Below are 22,342 nucleotides of genomic sequence, written 5' to 3'. Positions count from 1 at the left end.
GCGCTGCGCGCCGTGGTCGACCGCTACAAGGCCCGCGGCCTGACCCCGGTCTGCGCGATGGAGCTGGAGTTCTTCCTGATCGACGACAGCGGCAAGACCATGCAGGTTCCGGCTTCGCCCCGGTCCGGCAAGCGCCGCAAGGCCGCCGAGACCCTGTCGATCCGGGCGCTGGACGCTTTCGACACCTTCTTCACCGACCTCTACGACGCCTGCGAGGCGATGGACATCCCGGCCGACACCACCACCTCGGAAACCGGGCTCGGCCAGTTCGAGGTCAACCTGATGCATTGCGACGACGCGCTGCGCGCCGCCGACGATGCCTGGCTCTTCAAGATGCTGGTCAAGGGGCTGGCGCGGCGGCACGGCTTCGCCGCCAGCTTCATGGCGAAACCCTATGCCGATTACTCCGGCTCGGGCCTGCACACCCATTTCTCGATCCTCGATGAAAAGGGCGACAACATCTTCGATTCCGGCGGCCCCAAGGGCACCGCCCAGCTGCGCCACGCCATCGCCGGATGCCTGGCGGCGATGCACGATTCCACCCTGCTCTTCGCGCCGCATTTCAACAGCTACGAACGGCTGGTGCCCGACAAGCACGCCCCCACCGCCATCAGCTGGGGCTACGAGAACCGCACCTCGGCGATCCGCATCCCCGCCGGCAACCCGGCGGCGCGGCGGATCGAGCATCGCGTGGCCGGGGGCGACGTGAACCCCTATCTGATGCTGGCCGCCATCCTGGGCGCCGCGCTGACCGGGCTGGAAGATGCGGTCGAACCGCCGCCGCCGGTCACCGGCAACGCCTATGCGATGGACCTGCCGCAGATCCCCGCGACCTGGGAAGCCGCCATCGACGCCTTCGAGCACTCGGACATCCTCTACCGCTTCCTGCCCAAGGAGATCATCCGCAACCTGGTGCAGACCAAGCGGCAGGAATTGCACTACATCGCCGAGCTCTCGCCGGAGGAACGGGTGGAGCTTTACCTCGACACCGTCTGACCGCTCCCCGGTTGCCTTCGGCTCTTGTCGCTGTCCCGCGAGGAGAAGCCGAAGGCGCATAACGAGCCCCCCTTGACCAAGCCCCCCCGAAACGCCCACCTTGAGGAAAACCAGAGGGACCAAGATGCAGATCGGCATCCTCCAGACCGGCGAAAGCCCCGACGCCCTTCGCGCCGACATGGGCGACTACCCGGATTTCTTCGAGACCCTGCTGGCGGGCAAGGGGCTGACCTTCCGCCGCTGGGCCGTGCTGCGGAACGACTTCCCCGCTTCCGTGCATGACTGCGACGGCTGGCTGATCACCGGCTCGCGCTTCGGCGCCTATGAACCGCACGACTGGATCCCGCCGCTGGAGGATTTCATCCGTGCCGCCTATGCCGCGCATGTCCCCGTCGTCGGCATCTGCTTCGGCCATCAGATCATCGCCCAGGCCATGGGCGGCAAGGTCGAGAAATACGCGGGCGGCTGGTCCGTCGGCCCCACCGAATACGATTTCGGCGACCAGAGCTATACGCTCAACGCCTGGCATCAGGACCAGGTGGTGACAAAGCCCGAGATGGCGAAGGTCCTGTCCTCGACCGCCTTCTGCCAGAACGCGGCGCTGCTCTATGACGACCGCATGTTTTCCGTCCAGCCCCACCCCGAATTCCGCAAGGAGTTCATGGAGGGGCTGATCAAGTACCGGGGGCCGGGTCTGGTCCCCGACGCGATCCTCGCCGATGCCAAGGCCCGCATCGACACGCCCCTCGACAGCCCGTCGATGGCCGACCGGATCGCGGATTTCTTCCTGACCCACCAAACCGGGGCCGAGAAGCTCCGCGCCTGACCGCGCGGGGGCCACCCCCCAACACACGTGTGACATATGTCCAAATGGACCGACCAGCTGCCCGAGGCAGCGCGCGACTACATCGGCAACCGCCGGGTAGACGAAGTGGAATGCATCATCGGCGACATCGCCGGGGTGGCGCGCGGCAAGGCGATGCCCGCCGCGAAATTCGCCAAGCAGACCAACTACTTCCTGCCGAATTCCATCTTCCTGCAAACGATCACCGGCGAATGGGCCGACAACCCGTTCGACGCCTTCACCGAACCCGACATGATCCTGGAACCCGACTGGTCCACCGCCACCGCCGCGCCCTGGACGGCCGACATCACGCTTCAGGTCATCCACGACGCCAAGGACCAGCAGGGCAACCCGGTTCCCTTCTCGCCCCGCAACGTGCTGCGACGGATCATGGACCTCTACGCCGCCCGGGGCTGGAAGCCGGTCGTGGCGCCCGAAATGGAATTCTTCCTGACCGCCCGCAACATCGACCCCAACATGCCGGTGATCCCGCCGATGGGCCGCTCCGGGCGCCGCGCGGCGGGCAAGCAGGCCTATTCCATGTCGGCGGTCGATGAATACGGCAAGGTCATCGACGACATCTACGACTTTGCCGAGGCGCAGGGTCTTGAGATCGACGGCATCCTGCAAGAGGGTGGCGCCGGCCAGATCGAGTTGAACCTCGCCCACGGCGACCCGATCCAGCTGGCCGACGAGGTCTTCTTCTTCAAGCGCATGATCCGCGAGGCCGCGCTGCGGCACGACTGCTTTGCCACCTTCATGGCCAAGCCCATCGCAGGCGAGCCGGGGTCGGCGATGCACATCCACACCTCGGTGGTGGACACGAAAACCGGCAAGAACATCTTTGCCGGTCCGAAGGGCGTCGAGACGGAAGCCTTCCTCAATTTCATCGGGGGCCTGCAGAAGCACCTCGGCGCCGCCGTCGCGCTCTTCGCGCCCTACGTCAACAGCTATCGCCGCTACGTCCCCGACTTCGCCGCCCCGATCAACCTGGAATGGGGTCGCGACAACCGGACCACGGGCCTGCGCATCCCGATCTCGGGTTCCGCCGCCCGCCGGGTGGAAAACCGCCTGCCCGGCATGGATTGCAACCCCTATCTCGGCATCGCCGCGACGCTGGCCTGCGGCTATCTCGGCCTGGTGAACAAGACCCCGTCCCGTCCGGAATTCTCCGGCTCGGCCTATATCGATAACGAGGACATCCCGGTGAACCTTGGCGATGCGCTGGACCTGCTGGAAGAGGACACCGCCCTGCAAGAGGTGATGGGCGTCGATTTCTGCAAGGTCTACGATTCGGTGAAGCGCAACGAATACAAGGAATTCCTGCAAGTCATCAGCCCGTGGGAGAGGGAGCACCTGCTCCTCAACGTCTGATGGTCAACCTGCTTCACGCGAATGACCGGCGGGGCGAATACCCCGCCAGCTACTATGCCGCGACCGCGGCGCCGCTCGACCGCTTCCCGATCCTGAAAGGTGCCGTGAAGGCCGATGTCTGCGTCGTCGGCGGCGGCTACACCGGCCTGTCCGCCGCGCTGCATCTGGCCCAGAAGGGCTATGACGTGGTGCTTCTGGAAGCGCATAGGGTGGGCTTCGGCGCCAGCGGGCGGAACGGCGGGCAGGTCGGCAGCGGCCAAAGGCAGGATCAGGTCTGGATCGAGAAGGTCGCCGGCCGCGAAAACGCCCATCGGTTCTGGGACCTCGCCGAAGAGGCCAAGACGCTGGTCAAGACGCTGGTGAAAGACCACGCCATGCCCGTGACCTTCCACCCCGGCATCGCCCATGCCTGCCGGACGGAAGGAGAGGTCCGCGAGACCCACGCCTATGCCGAGAAGCTGCACCGCGACTATGGCTACACCCATCTTGAACCGCTCGACCGCAGCGGCATCCGGCGACTGATCGGGTCCACCGACTATGTCGGCGGCGAGATCGACCGCGACGCGGGCCATCTGCACCCGCTGAATTATGCCATCGGCCTCGCTCAGGCTGCGGCGAAGGCGGGCGTCCGCCTCCACGAACTCAGCGAAGTCCATCGCGTCGAACCGGGGCCGAGGCCCGTTGTCCGCACCCCCTCGGGCCATGTCGACTGCGCCACGGTGATCCTTGCCGGGAACGGCTATCTCGGCCAGCTGAACGAGAAGGTTGCGGCAAAGGTCATGCCGATCAACAACTTCATCGTCGCGACCGAGCCCTTGGGGGATGCGGCGAAGGACCTTCTCTCCGAACCCGTCGCCGTCGCCGACACCCGTTTCGTCGTGAACTACTGGCGGCTTTCCGAAGACAACCGCCTGCTCTTCGGGGGCGGCGAAAGCTACGGCTACCGCTTCCCCGACATCATCAGGACCGTCTCGAAACCGATGCTTCAGGTCTACCCGCAGCTTGCGAAGACCCGGATCGACTATGCCTGGGGCGGCACGCTGGCGATCACCATCAACCGGATGCCCTGCTTCACGAGGCCCGGCCAGAATGTCCTTTCCGCCTCGGGCTACTCCGGCCACGGCGTTGCGATGGCGACCCTGGCGGGCAAGCTGATGGCCGAGGCGACCGCGGGCCAGCAGGAACGCTTCGACCTCATGGCAAGCCTGCCGCAGCACCGCTTCCCCGGCGGCGTCGCCTTGCGCTGGCCGCTCCTCGTCACAGCGATGACCTGGTTCGCCCTGCGCGACCGGCTGGGGCTTTAGGCTTTCCTTGCCCTAGGAATCCCCGCCTCGAACGGGCTTCCATCACTGCCCGACCGCTTGATGACCGCATCCGTCGCGGCGAGACGATCTTCGCCCTCGGCGCGTCGTTGAGTGGCCGCCTTCACCACCGCATCGGCGACCACTATCAGGACCTGAAGAAGATGGGCGGAGAGGTCGACATCCCGGCGGGGTGTAAGCCCCGGGGCCTGCTTTCTGCCGACGGCTGCGGGAAGTCCTTGTAATCTCGTGATCAAAGGCCTATGTGCATCCCGCGAAGCTTCATCTTTCGACCTCCTGTTTCCTTACGGTTCAGTTGCGACTCTGACGACACTGAGCCAGGCCATCGCACCATGCGGATGGCAACCAAGTAGAGGAGACATCACGATGGCCAATGGCACCGTGAAATGGTTCAACGCCACCAAGGGTTTCGGTTTCATCGCTCCGGCGGGCGGCTCCAAGGACGTTTTCGTCCATGTGAGCGCGCTGGAACGCGCCGGCATCCGCCAACTGAATGACGGCCAGGCCGTCACCTATGACGTGGAAGCCGACCGCAACGGTCGCGAATCCGCTGTGAATCTCGCCCTGGCGTAAGCCTGCGGGGTCTACGGACCGGAATTTGAAAGGCGGAGGGACCGAAGTCCCTCCGCCTTTTTCTTTGCTTTGCGACCGGGGGCAGATGTTACCAGATCCCTAACGCCCGCAGACAACCCCTTGAAATCTCTGGCCGCGAAACCCTGCCCGCGCGCGGGCAGTCAGCCGTTGAACAGGAAGTGCAGCACGTCCCCGTCCTTGACTTCGTAAGTCTTGCCCTCGACCCGGAACTTGCCCGCCTCCTTGGCCCCCGCCTCGCCCTTTCCGGCGATATAGTCGTCATAGGCCACGGTTTCCGCCCGGATGAACCCCTTCTCGAAATCGCCGTGGATCACCCCCGCCGCCTGCGGGGCAAGGGTGCCCTTCGTGATCGTCCAGGCCCGCGCCTCCTTCGGCCCGACGGTGAAATAGGTCTGCAGGCCCAGAAGCGCGTAGCCAGCCTTGATCAGCCGGTCGAGCCCCGCCTCATGCAGCCCCATCTCTTCCAGGAACATCGCCGCCTCGTCCTCGGGCAGCTGCGCCAGTTCCTCCTCGATCCGGGCCGAGATCACCACCGACGCCGCGCCCTGCTTCGCGGCCATCTCCGCAACCCGCGCCGACTGGGAATTGCCCTCGGCCGCGCAAGCCTCCTCGACGTTGCAGACATAAAGCACCGGCTTCGCGGTCAGAAGCTGCAGCATCCGCCACTGCTTGCGGTCGTCCTCGGCAATTTTCAGCGACCGCGCGGGCCCGCCCTCCGCCAGTGCCGCCTGCGCCGCGCGGAGAAGCCGGTCCTGATCCTGCACCTCCTGATCCCCGCCGCGCAGCTTCTTGCCCAGCGCCACCAGCCGCCGCTCAACCGATTCCAGATCGGCCAGCATCAGTTCGGTCTCGATGGTCTCGGCATCCGCCACCGGGTCGATCCGGCCTTCGACATGGGTGATGTCCCCGTCCTCGAAGCAGCGCAGCACATGGGCGATGGCGTCACATTCCCGGATGTTGGCAAGGAACTGGTTGCCCAGCCCCTCCCCCTTCGAGGCCCCGCGCACCAGCCCCGCGATGTCGACGAAGGTCATCCGCGTCGGGATGATCTGCTTCGACCCGGCAATCGCCGCCAGCTTCTCCAGCCGGGCGTCCGGCACCGAAACCTCGCCCACGTTCGGCTCGATGGTGCAGAACGGAAAATTCGCCGCCTGCGCCGCCGCCGTCCGGGTCAGCGCGTTGAAGAGGGTGGACTTGCCCACATTCGGCAGTCCGACGATGCCCATCCTGAAACCCATCATGCCCTCCGTTGGCGACGGGCCGCTTCTACGGGCGGGAGGAGAAAGGATCAAGCTTCCCCGACTCGGGGCGCCGGGCAGCCTTCGGGCAAAGCATGGAGGCAGAGATGAGCTTCGATCCCGGGCCTGCACGCAGCACTTCCGGGCAAAGCTCAGCGCGATCCTTCCCACAGCCCTTCGAACATCGCCATGTTGTGCATCACGATCCGGTCGAGAACAGGCAGGTCCCAGTTCGCGGCCAAGGCATCGCCCGCCTCGGGCGACAGCAGCGAAACGCCAAGCCCCGCCTTGCCGCCGGCCACCGTGAAGCCCAGCCAATCCAGAATGGTTGGATACACATCCAGCATGGAGCCGGGTCGATCGTTCACCGCACCCTTCTCCGGCCCACCGATGAGGATCAACGTATTCACGGCGAGCTTGGGATCATCCGGCAAAGCCTTGCGCCCGTGATTGAGGTGGTCGGACTGCAGGATGATCCGCAAATCGTTGGGGCGCCCGGACCGACGGTGGCTTTCCTGAAGATCAGCCACTAGTTGTTCGGTCAAAGTCATGAGACAACGGGCCGCCTCGAAGACATCATCGGTCTGAACGGCTTGCCCATCGCTGGTGCATTGCCGCGACAGATAGTTCGGCACCACCCCGTGCGGGCCAATCGTGGCGATGGTCAGCAGGAGAGGGCGTTCCCCGCCCAATGCATCGGCAAACTCCATGCGCGCGACATCATAAACCATCTGGTCGTCGGAAAACCAGACAACACTGGCCTTTGCGATTTCCGCAGCCGGGAAGATCGCCATCATGTCCTTCTGCGCGATTGTCTTCTGATAGTGATGCGTCTGATAGAAGGCCACCGTTCCGGCAAACTTCGCCTCTGCCCCCATCACGAAGGTCTGGCGGTAGCCCTGGCCGACCAGCAAATCGCCCAGGCAGGTGACGCCCGGCAAGAAGCGATCGTCAACGGATTCGATGATGTCGTTGCTCAGGTACCCGCGCGGAAGGAGCGGCACACCGCATTGCGAGGCGACCATGCCCGCAATGCTCCAGCCGGTTCCCGCAACTTGGCGGACATTGGTGAAGCTTAACCCCTGCCCCTCGAGCGTGCGCAGGACTTTCGCTGTCTCTGACCCAAGTTCCGGGTCGAGGAAGCGGCGATCAAGGCCCTCCAGATAGATGTAGACGATATCGGGGGGCAGCGGGTTTGCAGCGATCTGCGGCGTCACAACCTTGGCGGCCAGATCGACATCGGGAACCGGCTGCAGCAGGCGCTTGGCCTGGAAGGTGATGAACGGATTGCTCAGAACAAGCACGGCAGCCACCAGCACGGGGAGATGACGCAACCGGGGCAAAGAACTCAACAGGTAGGAAATCAGGATGATGCTGATCAGGGCGCAGAGAGTAATCTGGATTTCGTTCCACAGCATCCATGGGCTGACACCAGTTATCCCGGCGTTGACGTGGAACAGGAACGAGATCATGTCGACCTCGCCGAAGGCCCGGTAGACGACCACGAACGGGAGGGCCATGATCGCAGCGATCACGACAAAGATCAGCGAGATCGGGGGCGGGCGCAGCGCCTTGCGACCCAGAAGCATGACTGCCAAAAGCAGAAGTCCGGAAAAGACCAGAACAGGCCGGGTCACCACCAGCCATGGCGCCACCAGAACCATCACCGCAAGCCCGGCGCCCGATACAAGCAGCAGAAGAGCCAGACGATCCCGCGTTTGCCTGCCCAATATCTGCATTATTCTATACACTTGAATGACGATGCACTTGGTGCATCAATAGACTTATCGTGTGCCGTGCCTCCAATGTTTTCTGCCATGGCAGGTCTGGCTGGCGCACCATCGCGGCAAACTGGCAACAACAACATCCTCTGCCAGAGACACAGCGCCCGGGAACATGGCCGATTGCATTTCCGCCGCAGCTTCGGCACATCGTGTACGGGGCATGGATCAAGAGGCAAGGGACCGCCATGACACGGATCGACGACACCTTCGCGCGGCTGAAGGCGGCAGGGAAGAAGGCCTTCGTCGCCTATATCATGGGCGGCGACCCAGACGAGGCGACCAGCCTCGCGGTGATGCAGGGCCTGCCCGGCGCTGGGGTGGACGTGATCGAACTGGGGATGCCCTTCACCGATCCCATGGCGGATGGCCCGACCATCCAGGCCGCAGGCCAGCGCGCGCTGGAAGGCGGCATGACGATGGACAAGGTGCTGGCCATGGTCCGCGCCTTCCGGGCCGGGGATGACAGGACCCCCATCGTGCTCATGGGCTATTACAACCCGATCTATTCGCGCGGGGTGGACCGCTTTCTGAAAGAGGCGCTGGAGGCCGGGATCGACGGGCTGATCGTCGTCGACCTGCCGCCCGAGGAGGATGACGAGTTGTGCATCCCGGCGCAGAAGGCGGGGCTGAACTTCATCCGCCTGGCCACCCCCACCACCGACGACAAGCGCCTGCCGAAGGTGCTGCAGAACACCTCCGGCTTCGTCTATTACGTCTCGATCACCGGGATCACCGGCGCGGCTGCGGCGCAGGCGGGCGATGTCGCCCCCGAGGTCGCGCGGATCAAGCGGTCGACCGACCTGCCGGTGATCGTGGGCTTCGGGATCAACACGCCCGAGCAGGCGAAGGCCATCGCCGGTGTGGCCGACGGCGCCGTGGTGGGTTCGGCCATCGTCAAGGATATCGGCGCTGGCGTGCCGGTGGCCGAGGTTCTGGCACGGGTGAAGGCGCTGGCGGATGGGGCACATTCGGCCTGAGGCTGCGATGACCACAGACACCGCGCCTGCCGGACGGGTTGCCGCGCGCACGATAGCGCTGGTCGTCGCCTCGGCGCTGTTCATGGAGAACATCGACAGCACCATCCTGTCGACCGCCCTGCCGACCATCGCCGCGGACCTGCAGGTCAACCCGCTGGCGCTGAAGCTGGCACTGACCTCCTATCTGGTCAGCCTCGCGATCTTCATCCCGCCCTCCGGCTGGATCGCCGACCGCTTCGGCGCGCGGCGGGTGTTCGCGGCTGCCGTCCTGGTCTTCATGGCCGGATCGGTCGCCTGCACCACGGTGTCCACCCTGCCCGGCTTCGTCGTCGCGCGCTTCCTGCAAGGCATGGGCGGGGCGATGATGGTGCCGGTCGGACGGCTGATCGTCGCCCGCAACACGCCGAAGGAAGGCTTCGTCGCGGCCATGACCTGGCTGACCATGCCGGCCCTGCTGGGCCCCGTCCTTGGCCCGCTTGTCGGCGGGGTGATCGTCACCCATTACCCCTGGCACTGGATCTTCCTGATCAACCTGCCCATCGGCCTTCTCTGCCTGACGCTGGCGCTCCTGCTTCTGCCGCGCGAGGCGCCGCGCGCGGTCGGGCGCTTTGACGGGGCGGGCTTCGTGCTGTCGGGGCTTGCGCTTTCGGCGCTGATGCTCGGCTCGATGGAGCTGACCGAGATGACGGGCCCCTCCTCGCAGATGCTGGGTCTTCTGGCCTTTGGCATGGTCATGTCGGTCGCGCTGGTCTGGCACTGCAATCGGGTGGCGGAGCCGATCCTCGACTTCTCGCTTCTGCGCATCGCGACATTTCGCGGCTCGGTCCTGGGCGGAACGCTGTTCCGCACCGGGATCGGCGCCATCCCCTTCCTCTTGCCCCTGATGCTGCAACTGGGCTTCGGTCTCTCGGCCATCGAATCCGGCGCTCTGACCTTCGTCTCGGCGCTGGGGGCGCTGTTCATGAAACCGGTGAACGCCCGGATCCTGCGCCGCTTCGGCTTTCGCCAGGTGCTGCTGGTCAACGGCATGCTGGCCATCGTCTCGCTGGCCGCGATCGGGCTCTTCCACGCCTCGACGCCCCATGCGGTGATCTACGCGGTGCTGTTCCTTGGCGGCTGCCTGCGGTCGATCCAGTTCACCAGCCTCAATTCCATCGCCTTCGCCGATCTGAGCCAGGAACAGATGAGCCGCGCGACCTCGCTGTCCAGCGCGGCGCAGCAGGTGTCGCTGGGCCTGGGCGTCACGCTGGGCGCGACCGCGGTTGCCGCCAGCATGGCCTGGCGCGGCGGCGACGTGCTGACCGCCGCCGACTTCCCCGCCGCCTTCCTGATCGTGGCCGCCGTCTCGGCCTTGTCGCTTCTGGTGTTCCGCAGGTTGCCCGAGGACGCGGGCGCGCAGATGTCGGGCCGGCGGAAATGACCGGCCCGACGGACCGCCCCGACGGACCGATTGTGCGCACGGCGGTTCATTGGTAAGGCGTTCTTACCAGTTTGACGAAGGAGCTGCGAATGCCCGTCATCACCTGCATCGAGGACCTGAAGCGCCTGCACCGGAAGCGCACGCCGAAGATGTTTTGGGACTACTGCGAATCCGGCAGCTACACCGAACAGACCTTCCGCGAGAACAGTTCGGACTTCGCGAAACTGCGCCTGCGCCAGCGGGTCGCGCGCGACCTGTCGGGCCGGGTCCTTGAAAGCACGATGGCCGGGCAGAAGGTCTCCATGCCCGTGGCGCTCTCTCCCGTCGGCTCTACGGGGATGCAGCATCCCGACGGTGAGATCCTCGCCGCCCGCGCCGCAGCCAAGGCCGGGGTGCCCTTCACGCTGTCCACCATGTCGATCTGCTCCATCGAGGATGTGGCGGCCGCGAGCCCCGATCCGTTCTGGTTCCAGCTTTACGTGATGACCGACGAGGATTTCGTCGATGCGATCATCGAACGCGCCCGGGCCGCGAAATGCTCGGCGCTGGTGCTGACGCTGGATTTGCAGATCCTCGGCCAGCGGCACAAGGACCTGAAGAACGGGCTGACCAGCCCGCCGAAGCTGACGATCCCGAACATCCTCAACATGATGACCAAGCCGCGCTGGTCGCTGGGGATGCTACGCACCCCGCGCCGCCAGTTCCGCAATATCGTCGGCCATGTGAAGGGGGTGAAGAAGCTTTCCGACCTCACCGCCTGGGCCAACGAACAGTTCGACCCCAAGCTGGACTGGGGCAAGGTCGCCCGCATCCGCGACCAGTGGAAGGGCAAGTTCATCCTGAAAGGCGTGCTCGACGCCGAAGACGCGAAGCTGGCCGCCGACCTGGGCGCGGATGCGGTGATCGTGTCGAACCACGGCGGGCGGCAGCTGGATGGGGCGCTGAGTTCGATCCGCATGCTGCCCTCCATCGTCCGCGCCATCGGCGACCGGACCGAGGTCTGGCTGGATTCGGGCATCCGCTCGGGCCAGGACGTGGTGAAGGCGCTGGCCCTGGGGGCGAAGGGCACGATGATCGGCCGCGCCTATATCCACGGCCTCGGCGCGATGGGCGAGGCCGGGGTGACGGCGGCGCTGGAGGTGATCCGCAAGGAGATGGACATCACCATGGCGCTGTGCGGCGAGCGCGACGTCAAGAACCTTGGGCGGCACAACCTGCTGGTGCCGAGGGATTTCGAGGGCGACTGGGTCTGAGGGAGGGGAGAGCCCGCTGGCTGCCTTGCGGAACAAGCCGACGTTCGGCCCCGACGTGACCCTTTCGCCGCTTGCCGATACGCGCCCGCAGGTTCGTGGATGGATGAACCGTTAAACCGGCTCAGTCGGCCCTTGATCCATTTCCATTACAACGATCTTGATCGGATTGCCGCCTACCCCGTGAGAAAAATGCCCAGTCCTGATCGGCTTGAAACCATATCGCTCGTAGAATCCCTGTGCATTGAGTGTCGCTTCTACCCTGACTGGTCCTGAATGGCCTTTCGTAGCGGCTGCCAAGCCGAGTTTCAGCAGCCGTGCTCCCAGTCCACGCCCGGCAGCTTCCGGCAACAGAAACAGACGGGTGACCTCACCGGGATCGGCATCGACAAAGCCCAGTATTTCGCCACGTTCCTCGGCTATGAACGCCTTCCCCTTCTCGATCATTGCCTCGTAATAATCGGCGGTCCGTTCGCCCATCCACCCCGCAAGCTGTTCATCGCTGTAGTGCTGCTTCCCCAGCCCCTGGATCGAGCGCGCAGTCACATCATAAAGGGCTTGACCGTCGCCCGGGGAAGCCGGACGCACGACGATTTCACCACTATTAACAACACCTGTCATGACGGCTCTCTGCGACTGCCCGCTTCGGCAAGCTTAACCCTACTTCTGACCGGCGGCTATGGGCCCGCCCCTCAGACCACCCCGCGCGCCTTCAACAGCGCCTCCTCGTCGCCAGACATCCAGCCAAAGACCTTGGCCACCCCGTCCAGCACCTGAACAAGATAGTGGACCTCGAAGTCGATTTCCGTTTCCGGCAGATCGTCGCGGGCATAGACCGCCCTCCAGGCGACGCTTGCAATGCAATGCCAGTCGTCCAGCCGCTGGATGTGCAGATGGCGGATGCGCATCTGGCGGGTGCCGATGCTGCGATAGTGGGCATAGCCTACCCGCATCGCCTGCAGGAACTCCGCATCGTTCCTGCCGGTAACGATGCCTGCCGGGGTGGCGCCGATGAAGGCGGACGCATAGAGCGCCGCGGCTTCCCTGGCGTCCGGCTCTGCTGCCAGGGATTTGGCGAAGAAATCCGCATAGCGTTCGAAAAGCTGTCTGACGGCCTGTTCCATGGCGTCCCCCTCATTGGTAGGCAATATGGGGCGCGCGCATCGGGGGCCAAGGGGGACCGGGATCGCAAAGCTCGCCGGTACTGCGGCTCCGTGCCGCTTGCCTTTTGATCAAATTCAGGCGCATAACCGCTGCGTCGTCGTTTCTGGGCTTGCCATGTCCGTTGATCTGATCGCCGGTATCCGCCGTGACCACCTCGCCGCCTTCGCCGCGCGCGAGGCGGACATCTATGCCAAGGCCCGCCCGAAGGCCGCGAAGGCGCTGGCGGAAGGCGCGGGCAGCTTTCTGGGCGGCGTGCCGATGCACTGGATGGCCGACTGGCCGATGCCGCACCTGCCGCTGGTGGCCAAGGCCCATGGCGCGCGGCTTTGGGATATCGACGGCCAGAAGCTCGACGATTTCTGCCTCGGCGATACCGGTTCGATGTTCGGCCATTCTCCTGCCCCGGTGGCGAAGGCCATCCGCCAGCAGGCCCGCCGTGGCCTGACCTACATGCTGCCGACCGAGGCCGCGCTGGAGGCCGGCCGCCTGCTGACCGAGCGTTTCGGCCCTTTCCGCTGGCAGATCGCCACGACCGCGACCGATGCCAACCGCTTCGCCCTCCGCGTTGCCCGTGCCATCACCGGCAAGCCCAAGGTGCTGGTCTTCAACGGCTGCTACCACGGCACCGTGGACGATACTTTCGTCTCGCTGGAAAACGGCAGGACGGTCAATTCCCCCGGCCTTCTTGGCCAGGTGGCCGACCTGACGCAGACCGCCGTCTGTTGCGAATTCAACGACCTCGCCGGCGTCGAGGCGGCACTGGCGCAGGGCGATGTCGCCGCGATCCTGACCGAACCGGTGATGACCAACTCCTGCATGGTCCTGCCCGAGGCGGGGTTCCACGACGGCCTCCGCCAGCTGTCGATGAAATACGGCGCGCTTCTCATCATGGACGAAACGCACACCATTTCCTCCGGCCTCGGCGGCTATACCAGCGTGCATTCGCTGCGGCCCGACATCTTCGTCGTCGGCAAATGCGTCGCGGGCGGAATGCCGACCGCGGTCTGGGGGCTGAGCGAGGAGACGGCGAAGCGCTACCATCAGGCCGATGCGCAACGCGAGCCGGGCCGTACCGGCATGGGCACCACGCTCAGCGCCAACCCGATGCAGTTCGCCTGCCTCGTCGCGACCCTCTCCGAAGTGATGACCCCGGACAGCTACGCCCATATGGAAAAACTGGCCGAGCGCCTGTCGCACGGGCTGGCGCGTGTCATCGACCGCCACCGCGCGCCCTGGCATGTCGTCCGCGTCGGCGCGCGGGTGGAGTTCATCTGCGCCCCCGGCCCGCTGAAGAACGGAACTGAAGCCGGCTTCGCCCACCAACCCCGGCTGGAAGCTGCGATCCACACCGCGCTCATCAACCGCGGCACGCTGATCGCGCCCTTCCACAACATGATGCTGATAAGCCCCGCGACGAAGAAGGCCCAAGTCGACCGCCTGATCGCCAGTTTCGACATCCTCCTTACCGACCTTTTCCAGGCAGCCTGAAAATGACCCAGACCAGCCCCTCCGGCTCTACCCCCGCCGAGGCGGAAGCCTTCCTCGAAGCCCATCCCGAGATCGAGGCTTTTGACATTATCCTGCACGATGCCAACGGGATCGGCCGGGGAAAGATCATCCGGCGGCATGAGCTTTTGTCCTTTTACAACAATGGCCGCCATCTGCCGATTTCCATCCTTGGCCTCGACATCTGCGGCGAGGATGTGCATGAGACCGGCCTGATCTGGGATCAGGGCGATGGCGACCTTCGCGCCTGGCCGATCCCCGGCACGCTGAAACCCCTGCACAACACGACCCCGCCGCGCGGCGAGGTGTTCATGTCGATGTATACCCTCGACGGCGCGCCGATGACCTCGGACCCCCGCCACGCCCTGCAACGGCAGGTGGACCTGCTGGCCCAGGACGGCCTGCATCCCGCCGGGGCCTTCGAGCTGGAATTCTTCCTCCTCGACCTCGAACGCGGCCCCGACGGCAAGATGCAACCCGCCCGCGACGTGCTGGACCGCCGCGCCAGCCACAAGACCGAGGTCTATTCCGTCGACCACCTGCACGGGATGCTGCCCTTGTTCTCCGACATCTACGCCGGGGCGGAAAAGGCGGGGATCAAGGCCGAAACCCTGATCAGCGAATACGCCCCCGGCCAGTATGAACTGACGCTGCACTACCGGGAAAACGTGATGCAGGCCGCCGACGACCTGATGCGGCTGAAGCGCATCGTCCGGGCCCAGGCCCGTGCGCATGGCGTGGTCGCCTGTTTCATGGCCAAGCCCAACGAGAACTATGCCGGGTCGGGGATGCACTTCCACGTCTCCATGCTGGACGATGCGGGGAAGAATGTCTTCGTCGAGGCCGAAGAGGGCAGATGGAACCCCTCCATCCTGCACGCGCTCGGCGGCCTCAAGCAGACGATGGGCGAGAGCATGCTGGTCTTCGCCCCCCATGCGAACAGCTGGCGCCGCTTCGCCAGCCAGTCCTACGCGCCGGTCAGCCCGAGCTGGGGGGTCAACAACCGTTCGGTCGCGCTGCGCATCCCGGCGGGGGACATCAAGGCCCGGCGCATCGAACATCGCCCGGCTGGCGTGGACGCGAACCCCTATCTGGTAGCCGCCACGGTGCTTGCAGGCGTGCGCAAGGGAATGAAGGAAGCGATCGATCCCGGCCCGGAAACCACCGGCAACGGCTATGAGGACCAGAGCGGGGCCGAGATTCCGGCGGACTGGAAGTCGGCCATCGAGGCGGCGAAACGCTCGGCCTTCCTGAAGGACGCGCTCGGCGAGGACATGCACCGCACCTTCACCGCGATCATGGCCGCCGAATATGGCCGGGTGATGCGCACCGTCAGCGAGGTGGACTTCGACCTCTACCTGCACACGGTCTGAGGCCAGTCAGTCGTGGCGCGGCGCCTTGCCCGAGGGTGCGCGGTAGGGCCGGGTCACATCGTCCAGACGCACCTCAAGCGCCTCGACCTCCAGCGCGATGGCCCCGTCGCCGGCCAGCGTCAGGGTCAGGCGGCCGGTGCCGTCTTCCCCCGCCGCGAAATCCAGCGAGAGGATCGACAGCACCAGATCCTTGTCGGCGCGATCGAAGCCGAAGGATTGCACCTTGCACACATCCTCGACCACCAACAGCGACCGCACCCGCTCATAGGCTCGACCCACCCGGTCGGCCTCCTCGCGATCCTCCCAGCGGAAACGGTTGAGGAGAAGGGCGAAGCGGCGATGGCGGGCATCATGCTTCAGCTCGGTCACCGGCAGGACGGCATCCTGCACCAGGGTCGAGACGACCTTCAGGTCCTCGGCATCCTGGGCCACCAGCCGCAGCGGGCCCTCGCCGCCGTCTTCGAACCGCGCGTCGGTCATGCCTGGATGCGCTCGATATGCGCCCCGCAGGCGCGGAGCTTTTCTTCCACCCGCTCATAGCCGCGGTCGAGGTGGTAGACACGGGAGACGACGGTCTCGCCCTCGGCCGCGAGGCCCGCGAGGATCAGCGAGACGGAGGCGCGCAGGTCGGTCGCCATCACGGGCGCGCCTTTCAGCTTTTCCACCCCGGTCACGGTGGCGGTGCCGCCATGCACCTCGATCCGCGCGCCCATCCGGATCAGTTCGGGGGCGTGCATGAAGCGGTTCTCGAAGATCTTCTCCTCCAGAACGCTGGTGCCCTCGGCGGTGCAGAGCAGCGCCATCATCTGCGCCTGAAGGTCGGTCGGGAAACCGGGGAAAGGTTCGGTCGTGACATCCACCGCCCGCACCCGCCCGTTTTTGCGGGCGACCTTGAGGCCGCGGTTGGTCTGCGTCACCGAAACCCCGGCGGCATCCAGCTTTTCGGCGAAGCTCTCCACCAGGTCCAGCGTGCCGCCGATGCATTCCACCTCGCCGCCGCAGATCGCGGGGACCAGCATGTAGGTGCCAAGCTCGATCCGGTCGGTGACGACCTGATGCGTCGCCCCACCCAGCCGGTCGGTGCCCTCGATGGTGATGGTAGAGGTCCCCTCCCCCTCGATCTTCGCGCCCATCTTCTTCAGGCAACGGGCAAGGTCGACGATCTCGGGCTCACGCGCCGCGTTCTTCAGGACGGTGGTGCCCCTGGCCAGCGTCGCCGCCATCAGCGCGTTTTCGGTGGCGCCGACCGAGACGAAGGGAAATTCCACCACCGCGCCCTTCAGCCGCCCGCCGGGGGCCTTGGCGTGGACATAGCCGTCGCGCAGGTCGAGATCGGCGCCCATCGCCTCCAGCGCCTTCAGGTGCAGGTCGACCGGCCGCGCCCCGATGGCGCAGCCGCCGGGCAGCGAGACGGTGGCCTGGCCGTAGCGGGCGAGCATCGGGCCGAGCACGAGGATCGAGGCGCGCATCTTGCGGACGATGTCGTAGTCGGCCTTGAAACTGGTGATCGAATGCGAGGAGAGCGCGAGCACCAACCCATCCTGAAGGCTGGCAACCTCGGCACCCAGCGATTGCAGGAGCTGGGTCATGGTGCGGATGTCGCTGAGGCGGGGTGCATTGGTCAGCGTCAGCGGCTCGTCGGACAGAAGCGTCGCGGGCATCAGGGTCAGGCAGGCATTCTTCGCCCCCGCGATCGGGATCGCCCCCGACAGGGCCCCGTTGCCACGCACCAGAATCGAATCCATCTGCCCTAGTCCCTTTCGCTTTCGCCAATATCCGTGCCCGGGCCGTCTTCGGCGTTGCGGGCCCTTGCCTGTGCCTTCCGGCGCGCCATGTTCGCCTTGAGCGCTGCCTTGAGCCGGTCTTCCCGACTGGCGGAGCGTTCAGGCTTCTGGGACGTTTCGCTGCGGGGCGGGTCCGAGGGGCTGCGCATGAGGATGCCTTCTACCGCAAGCCCGCGGATGGGTCCAGAGCGGCCCGGAATTCCCGCCCTTACCCCCTTGCGCCCCGTTTCGATTGCGTCTAATCACCCGCCACCAACGGCGCTGCAGTAGCTCAGTGGTAGAGCACTCCCTTGGTAAGGGAGAGGTCGAGAGTTCAATCCTCTCTTGCAGCACCATCTTTCTCCCTTTCAGGTCAGGAAGATAGGTCCTATCAGGGGCTTAGATTGACTTCGGTTCTACACCGAAGTGCTCTCCGTAGCTCTGCAGATGGCGCGTCCCTGCAAGCATCTCCGCGTGGGGTCTTACTGCTTCCGCCAGCGCGGCTCGACGGACTTGCGTCGCCTCCGGATTAGCCGGCTCCTGCGGACGAAGGACAAGCGCGGCCCGAAATTCGTCGCAGAGGTCTCTGCCCTGCCGGCTACCGGATGCGCAAGCCCCGGGATGATCACCATCTGCAATGGTCTTCCACGCACTGGGGATAAGGCGCGGCCAATCTCAGCCCCATCCGGCGCCGGAGCCGATGCCAGAACGAGGGTGAAATTGCCGGGCGCCTGCGCTACTTCAGGGAATGGAACAGCGACTCCAACACCGGACAGCCCTTCATGCCCGATACCCTGATGCGCCCTGACGCAAGGTCTGCCCCAGGCCCGCTGCCGCCCCTCGCATCTCACCGGGTCCACGAAGCGGGTGGACGCGGGCGCCGGGCCTTTGCGCTCTTCCAGGCGTTGCGCCATGCCGGGGCCGTGGTCTGGATCGTGCCGGATCACATTGCCGAACGTCCTCTTCCCGCCGGTCTGCCCGAAGGTTTGAGCGAGCGGCTGATCCTGTTGACGCCCAAGGGCGCAGACCTCCTCTGGTCGGTCGAAGAGGCGCTTCGGGCCGATGCCGTGGACCTCGTCATTGCCGAACTCCAGTCGGCCCTGACCCTGACCGAAGGGCGTCGGCTGCAGCTTGCGGCCGAGGCGGGCCAGACCACCGGGCTGATGCTGATCGGTGATGGCAAAGGCTGCCCGGCCAGCGAGACCCGCTGGAATTGTGAACCCGCCGCCAGCCCCTCTGACTCGACACTGCACCACTGGTCCCTTATTAAGAACAAAAAGGGAACATTTGGCGATTGGGTGATAGACTGGAATGGCGCGTCGACTGCTTTCGATCTGGTTTCCGCGACTGGCGAGCGACGCGTCCCTCCGACGGCGCCCGGTTGAAGGGGCATTTGCCCTCGTCTCGCGGTTACGCAACACCGACCATCTGCATTGTCTCAACGAAGCGGCTCTTGCCCGCGGGCTGCACCGGGGGATGGCCCTGGCCGATGCAAGGGCCCTCTGCCCCGACATCAGCACCCGACCGGCCGATCTTGCGGGAGAGGCGGCGGCCCTGTCGGCCCTGCGGCGGTGGGCCGGGCGCTATGCCCCGATGGTTGCCTGTGACGGGTCGGACGGCCTGATCGCCGATGTCTCCGGTGTGGCGCATCTCTTCGGCGGCGAGGAGGCCCTGCGCGCCGATCTGCAGGCAAGGCTCGACCGGATGGGACTGGCCGCCGAAAGCGCCATTGCCGGCACCCGGGGGGCCGCCCATGCCCTGGCCCGGCACCGCGGCGGGATCATTGCAGAAGGCGCGCTGGCGCAGGGAATCGGACGATTGCCGGTCTCTGCCCTGCGCATCGACCCCGAGACGGCCGAGGGGCTGGCCCGGGTCGGCCTCTCGCACATCTCGGATATCCTGGCCCTGCCCCGCGCGCCCCTGTCCCGGCGCTTCGGAGCGGGGCTGATCCTGCGGCTGGATCAGGCGCTGGGGATGCAGCCGGAACCCGTCTCGGCCGCGGCCGAGCCGCCCCATTTCGGGGTCCGGATGACCCTGCCCGAGGCCATCGGGCTCCAGTCCGACGTGATGGCCGGCCTTGACCGGCTGCTCGCCCGGCTCTGCGCCCATCTGGCGCAACATCATCAGGGCGCAAGACGGATGAAGCTGGAACTGCGGCGGGTGGATGGCGAGACGGCGCAGGTCGCCATCGGCCTGGCCCGTCCGATGCGGGACCCGGCCCGGATCGCGGCGCTCTTCCGCAAAGGCGTCGAAGAGGTCGACGCAGGTTTCGGGATCGACGCCCTGCGCCTGACCGCCCCCGTCACCGAGCCGATGGCGCCGGAGCAGGTCGGCACGGGACCGGCCCTGCGCACCGAGGATGCGCTGGCGGATCTGGTGTCCCGCCTTGGCAACCGGATCGGCTTCGACCGGGTGCTCCGGCTGCAACCCGCCGACAGCCTGATCCCGGAGCGCAGCTTCCTGATGGTGCCGGTGGCCCACAGCGCACCGGTTCCAGGCCCGATCCGCCGGGGTGCGCCACGACCCGCGATCCTGTTTCCTCCCGAGCCGGTGAACCCCGCCGCCCCGCCCCGTCCCGGGCATCCCCCCGCCCGGTTCCGCTGGCGCCGGATGCCGCTTTCGACCCTGCGCGCCACCGGGCCGGAACGGATCACCCCGGAATGGTGGTTCGACGATCCGGCTTGGCGCACGGGCCTGCGGGATTACTGGCGGATCGAGACCCGGGAAGGCCCGCGGCTCTGGCTGTTCCACACTCCGCAGAGCAGGGGCAGACCGCACTGGTATGCGCAGGGAGAGTTTCCATGACTCCCTATGCCGAACTTTGCGTCACCTCGAACTTCACCTTCCTGACCGGGGCCTCGCATCCCGAGGAACTTCTCACCCGTGCCGCCGAACTGGGACTCGCAGCTTTGGCCATCACCGACCGGAACTCGGTGGCGGGTGTCGTGCGGGCCTTCTCTGCCCTGAAGGAACTGACCCGCCTGCGCGATGAGGCGCTGGCCAGCGAAACGGCCGTGCCGGACGGCCCGGTCATCCGGTCGCAGCGCGTGACCGACCATTCCAGCCGCCAGACCGTGCCGCATTTCTCGGGGGCGACCGAAGCGCCGGCACTCGGCACGGCCGCCCTGCCCCGCCTGATCCCCGGCGCAAGGCTGGTGCTGACCGACAGCCCGGTCGAATGGCTGGCGTTGCCGCGCGATCTTGCGGCTTGGTCGCGGCTGACCAGGCTTCTGTCCATCGGCAAGCGGCGCGCACCCAAGGGCGACTGCCATCTTTCGCGCGCCGATCTCCTGGAATGGGGGGCCGGCATGGTGCTGATCGCGCTGGTGCCCGATCCGATGGAACAGACCTCCTCTTCCCAGCCCGAGCTGACAGAAATCGCCCGCCGGTTCCCCGGGGACTGCTTTCTCGGCGTGGCGCCCCGATACGACGGGCGCGATCAGGCCCGGCTGGACCGGCATTCCGCCCTGGCACAGGCCAGCGGCCTTCCGCTGGTCGCAGTCGGGGACGTGCTGATGCACCGCGCCGCGCGTCGCCCCCTGGCGGACGTGCTCACCTGCCTGCGGATCGGCTGCACCATCGACGATATCGGCACGCACCGTCTTGCCAATGGCGAACGGCGGTTGAAGTCCGGGGCCGAGATGGCGCGGCTTTTCCACCGCTATCCCGCAGCCCTCCGGCGCAGCATCGAGATCGCCAATGTCTGCACCTTCCGGCTGGACGAGTTGCGCTATCAGTATCCGGACGAGGAGAAGAATGGAGAACCCGCGCAGGACCGGCTGGAACGGCTGACCCGCGAAGGCCTGCACTGGCGCTATCCCGAAGGCCCGCCGCCAAAGCTCATCCACCGGATGGAGAAGGAACTGGCCCTGATCCGCGAGGTCGAATACCCCTCCTACTTCCTGACCGTGCATGACATCGTGGTCTTCGCCCGCTCCAAAGGCATCCTCTGCCAGGGCCGGGGCTCGGCGGCGAACTCTGTGGTCTGCTACCTTCTGGGCATCACCGAGGTGCCCCCCGAGTCGATCACCCTGATCTTCGAGCGCTTCATCAGCAAGGAACGCGGCGAGCCGCCCGACATCGACGTGGATTTCGAGCACGAGCGCCGGGAAGAGGTGATCCAGTGGATCTACAGGCGATACGGCCGCGACCGCGCGGGACTTACCGCGACCGTGATCCATTTCCGCAGCCGGGCCGCGATCCGCGAGGTCGGCAAGGTCATGGGTCTCAGCCAGGATGTGCTGGCCCGGCTCTCGGGGCAGATCTGGGGCTGGTCGTCTTCCGCGCCGAACGAGGATCGTCTGCGGGACGCGGGCCTCGACCCGGCAGACGGTCGGATGCGGCTGGCGATCGAACTCATCGCGCAGATCATCGGCTTCCCGCGGCACCTGTCGCAGCATGTCGGCGGCTTCGTCATCACGCAAGGCAGGTTGGACGAGCTGTGCCCGATCGAGAACGCGGCGATGGAGGACCGCACCATCATCGAATGGGACAAGGACGACATCGACGCGCTGCGTCTTCTGAAGGTCGATGTGCTGGGGCTCGGCATGCTGACCTGCATCCGCAAGGCGTTCGGCCTGCTCAAGGACCATCGCGGCATCGCCATGGACCTGGCCACGCTGCGGCCCGATCCCGTCCCGTCCGAGGACGGGTCCGAGGCTGTCGGGCGCGAACAGGTCTACGACATGCTGTGCCGCGCCGATGCGGTGGGGGTGTTCCAGGTGGAAAGCCGGGCGC

20 protein-coding genes and 1 tRNA gene are annotated in these 22,342 nt (G+C 66.0%); 14 read left to right on the top strand and 7 right to left on the bottom strand.

Translation table 11 applies throughout. From position 1 onward, the window contains the following. The 5 genes from V7Q39_RS09415 to V7Q39_RS09395 form a co-directional block, all read left to right on the top strand. On the top strand, nucleotides 1-996 hold a 996-nt coding region (locus V7Q39_RS09415; protein WP_333816313.1), incomplete at its 5' end, for a glutamine synthetase family protein. 124 nt (nucleotides 997-1,120) lie between these two features. After that, nucleotides 1,121-1,822 carry a type 1 glutamine amidotransferase gene (locus V7Q39_RS09410; protein ID WP_333816312.1) on the top strand — a complete coding sequence of 234 codons (702 nt, stop codon included), beginning with the start codon at nucleotides 1,121-1,123 and terminating at the stop codon, nucleotides 1,820-1,822. Between the two features lie 36 nt (nucleotides 1,823-1,858). Further along, nucleotides 1,859-3,214, top strand: a complete 1,356-nt coding sequence (locus tag V7Q39_RS09405) for a glutamine synthetase family protein (RefSeq protein ID WP_333816311.1) — start codon at nucleotides 1,859-1,861, stop codon at nucleotides 3,212-3,214. After that, nucleotides 3,214-4,518 (top strand): NAD(P)/FAD-dependent oxidoreductase, encoded by a 1,305-nt coding sequence (locus V7Q39_RS09400; RefSeq protein WP_333816310.1) that lies wholly within the window; start codon nucleotides 3,214-3,216, stop codon nucleotides 4,516-4,518. Before V7Q39_RS09405 ends, V7Q39_RS09400 begins: the two co-directional genes overlap by 1 nt. A 384-nt stretch (nucleotides 4,519-4,902) precedes the next feature. Continuing rightward, entirely contained in the window at nucleotides 4,903-5,109 is a 207-nt protein-coding gene (locus V7Q39_RS09395; protein ID WP_333816309.1) for a cold-shock protein, read from the top strand. Nucleotides 5,110-5,270: 161 nt separating this feature from the next. On the opposite strand, the gene ychF is transcribed toward V7Q39_RS09395, so the two are convergent. Both ychF and V7Q39_RS09385 read right to left on the bottom strand, forming a co-directional pair. After that, the gene (ychF, locus tag V7Q39_RS09390; RefSeq protein WP_333816308.1) at nucleotides 5,271-6,368 is read right to left on the bottom strand and encodes a redox-regulated ATPase YchF; all 1,098 of its coding nucleotides are present in this window, start codon (nucleotides 6,366-6,368) and stop codon (nucleotides 5,271-5,273) included. A gap of 152 nt (nucleotides 6,369-6,520) precedes the next feature. After that, complete coding sequence (locus V7Q39_RS09385) at nucleotides 6,521-8,107, bottom strand: sulfatase-like hydrolase/transferase (protein ID WP_333816307.1); 1,587 nt, start codon at nucleotides 8,105-8,107, stop codon at nucleotides 6,521-6,523. Between the two features lie 230 nt (nucleotides 8,108-8,337). On the opposite strand from V7Q39_RS09385, the gene trpA reads away from it, so the two are divergent. The 3 genes from trpA to V7Q39_RS09370 all read left to right on the top strand — a co-directional run bounded on the left by trpA (nucleotide 8,338) and on the right by V7Q39_RS09370 (nucleotide 11,802). Further along, the gene (gene trpA / locus V7Q39_RS09380; protein WP_333816306.1) at nucleotides 8,338-9,129 is read left to right on the top strand and encodes a tryptophan synthase subunit alpha; all 792 of its coding nucleotides are present in this window, start codon (nucleotides 8,338-8,340) and stop codon (nucleotides 9,127-9,129) included. A 7-nt stretch (nucleotides 9,130-9,136) separates the two neighbouring features. Then, nucleotides 9,137-10,549, top strand: a complete 1,413-nt coding sequence (locus tag V7Q39_RS09375) for a DHA2 family efflux MFS transporter permease subunit (RefSeq protein WP_333816305.1) — start codon at nucleotides 9,137-9,139, stop codon at nucleotides 10,547-10,549. Between the two features lie 89 nt (nucleotides 10,550-10,638). Beyond that, complete coding sequence (locus V7Q39_RS09370) at nucleotides 10,639-11,802, top strand: alpha-hydroxy acid oxidase (RefSeq protein WP_333816304.1); 1,164 nt, start codon at nucleotides 10,639-10,641, stop codon at nucleotides 11,800-11,802. Nucleotides 11,803-11,913: 111 nt separating this feature from the next. On the opposite strand, the gene V7Q39_RS09365 is transcribed toward V7Q39_RS09370, so the two are convergent. Together V7Q39_RS09365 and V7Q39_RS09360 are read right to left on the bottom strand one after the other, a co-directional pair. Next, nucleotides 11,914-12,420 carry a GNAT family N-acetyltransferase gene (locus V7Q39_RS09365; protein WP_333816303.1) on the bottom strand — a complete coding sequence of 169 codons (507 nt, stop codon included), beginning with the start codon at nucleotides 12,418-12,420 and terminating at the stop codon, nucleotides 11,914-11,916. A 71-nt stretch (nucleotides 12,421-12,491) separates the two neighbouring features. Beyond that, entirely contained in the window at nucleotides 12,492-12,923 is a 432-nt protein-coding gene (locus tag V7Q39_RS09360) for a nuclear transport factor 2 family protein (protein ID WP_333816302.1), read from the bottom strand. A 154-nt stretch (nucleotides 12,924-13,077) separates the two neighbouring features. Between V7Q39_RS09360 and V7Q39_RS09355 the strand changes: the two genes are divergently transcribed. After that, a complete protein-coding gene (locus tag V7Q39_RS09355) occupies nucleotides 13,078-14,451 on the top strand; it encodes an aspartate aminotransferase family protein (protein ID WP_333816301.1) in 1,374 nt (457 codons plus the stop codon). Nucleotides 14,452-14,453: 2 nt separating this feature from the next. Next, nucleotides 14,454-15,842, top strand: coding sequence for a glutamine synthetase family protein (locus tag V7Q39_RS09350; protein WP_333816300.1), 1,389 nt, complete (start codon nucleotides 14,454-14,456; stop codon nucleotides 15,840-15,842). Nucleotides 15,843-15,848: 6 nt separating this feature from the next. Here the strand turns inward: V7Q39_RS09350 and V7Q39_RS09345 are convergent, their stop codons facing one another. Genes V7Q39_RS09345 through V7Q39_RS09335 form a run of 3 tightly spaced genes read right to left on the bottom strand, consistent with a single transcriptional unit; the run spans nucleotide 15,849 to nucleotide 17,775 of the window. Continuing rightward, complete coding sequence (locus tag V7Q39_RS09345) at nucleotides 15,849-16,322, bottom strand: DUF2948 family protein (protein WP_333816299.1); 474 nt, start codon at nucleotides 16,320-16,322, stop codon at nucleotides 15,849-15,851. Beyond that, nucleotides 16,319-17,587, bottom strand: a complete 1,269-nt coding sequence (gene murA, locus V7Q39_RS09340) for a UDP-N-acetylglucosamine 1-carboxyvinyltransferase (RefSeq protein WP_333816298.1) — start codon at nucleotides 17,585-17,587, stop codon at nucleotides 16,319-16,321. The genes V7Q39_RS09345 and murA overlap by 4 nt, the downstream gene beginning before the upstream one ends. A gap of 5 nt (nucleotides 17,588-17,592) precedes the next feature. Beyond that, nucleotides 17,593-17,775: a hypothetical protein gene (locus tag V7Q39_RS09335; RefSeq protein ID WP_333816297.1), complete on the bottom strand. Its 183-nt coding sequence runs from the start codon at nucleotides 17,773-17,775 to the stop codon at nucleotides 17,593-17,595. 111 nt (nucleotides 17,776-17,886) lie between these two features. On the opposite strand from V7Q39_RS09335, the gene V7Q39_RS09330 reads away from it, so the two are divergent. From V7Q39_RS09330 to V7Q39_RS09315, 4 genes are all read left to right on the top strand, one after another. Further along, nucleotides 17,887-17,961 (top strand) — tRNA-Thr (locus V7Q39_RS09330). A 567-nt stretch (nucleotides 17,962-18,528) separates the two neighbouring features. Then, on the top strand, nucleotides 18,529-18,990 hold the full coding sequence (locus V7Q39_RS09325) for an ImuA family protein (protein ID WP_333816296.1): 462 nt from the start codon (nucleotides 18,529-18,531) through the stop codon (nucleotides 18,988-18,990). Continuing rightward, on the top strand, nucleotides 18,917-20,410 hold the full coding sequence (locus V7Q39_RS09320) for a Y-family DNA polymerase (protein ID WP_333816295.1): 1,494 nt from the start codon (nucleotides 18,917-18,919) through the stop codon (nucleotides 20,408-20,410). The genes V7Q39_RS09325 and V7Q39_RS09320 overlap by 74 nt, the downstream gene beginning before the upstream one ends. After that, a partial coding sequence (locus V7Q39_RS09315; RefSeq protein ID WP_333816294.1) for a PHP domain-containing protein occupies nucleotides 20,407-22,342 on the top strand: 1,936 nt, incomplete at its 3' end. The genes V7Q39_RS09320 and V7Q39_RS09315, both read left to right, overlap by 4 nt.

It is taken from the genome of Tabrizicola sp., from assembly GCF_036781545.1.
Lineage (GTDB): Bacteria > Pseudomonadota > Alphaproteobacteria > Rhodobacterales > Rhodobacteraceae > Tabrizicola.
Note: the sequence above shows the minus strand (reverse complement) of the source record. Positions and strands in the feature narration are given on the sequence as shown.

Bases quoted from the DNA above. Each gene is read 5' to 3' on its own strand.
- V7Q39_RS09410 (WP_333816312.1), top strand. From the start codon at position 1,121: ATGCAGATCGGCATCCTCCAGACCGGCGAAAGCCCCGACGCCCTTCGC.
- V7Q39_RS09405 (WP_333816311.1), top strand. From the start codon at position 1,859: ATGTCCAAATGGACCGACCAGCTGCCCGAGGCAGCGCGCGACTACATC.
- V7Q39_RS09400 (WP_333816310.1), top strand. From the start codon at position 3,214: ATGGTCAACCTGCTTCACGCGAATGACCGGCGGGGCGAATACCCCGCC.
- V7Q39_RS09395 (WP_333816309.1), top strand. From the start codon at position 4,903: ATGGCCAATGGCACCGTGAAATGGTTCAACGCCACCAAGGGTTTCGGT.
- ychF (WP_333816308.1), bottom strand. From the start codon at position 6,368: ATGGGTTTCAGGATGGGCATCGTCGGACTGCCGAATGTGGGCAAGTCC.
- V7Q39_RS09385 (WP_333816307.1), bottom strand. From the start codon at position 8,107: ATGCAGATATTGGGCAGGCAAACGCGGGATCGTCTGGCTCTTCTGCTG.
- trpA (WP_333816306.1), top strand. From the start codon at position 8,338: ATGACACGGATCGACGACACCTTCGCGCGGCTGAAGGCGGCAGGGAAG.
- V7Q39_RS09375 (WP_333816305.1), top strand. From the start codon at position 9,137: ATGACCACAGACACCGCGCCTGCCGGACGGGTTGCCGCGCGCACGATA.
- V7Q39_RS09370 (WP_333816304.1), top strand. From the start codon at position 10,639: ATGCCCGTCATCACCTGCATCGAGGACCTGAAGCGCCTGCACCGGAAG.
- V7Q39_RS09365 (WP_333816303.1), bottom strand. From the start codon at position 12,420: ATGACAGGTGTTGTTAATAGTGGTGAAATCGTCGTGCGTCCGGCTTCC.
- V7Q39_RS09360 (WP_333816302.1), bottom strand. From the start codon at position 12,923: ATGGAACAGGCCGTCAGACAGCTTTTCGAACGCTATGCGGATTTCTTC.
- V7Q39_RS09355 (WP_333816301.1), top strand. From the start codon at position 13,078: ATGTCCGTTGATCTGATCGCCGGTATCCGCCGTGACCACCTCGCCGCC.
- V7Q39_RS09350 (WP_333816300.1), top strand. From the start codon at position 14,454: ATGACCCAGACCAGCCCCTCCGGCTCTACCCCCGCCGAGGCGGAAGCC.
- V7Q39_RS09345 (WP_333816299.1), bottom strand. From the start codon at position 16,322: ATGACCGACGCGCGGTTCGAAGACGGCGGCGAGGGCCCGCTGCGGCTG.
- murA (WP_333816298.1), bottom strand. From the start codon at position 17,587: ATGGATTCGATTCTGGTGCGTGGCAACGGGGCCCTGTCGGGGGCGATC.
- V7Q39_RS09335 (WP_333816297.1), bottom strand. From the start codon at position 17,775: ATGCGCAGCCCCTCGGACCCGCCCCGCAGCGAAACGTCCCAGAAGCCT.
- V7Q39_RS09320 (WP_333816295.1), top strand. From the start codon at position 18,917: ATGGCGCGTCGACTGCTTTCGATCTGGTTTCCGCGACTGGCGAGCGAC.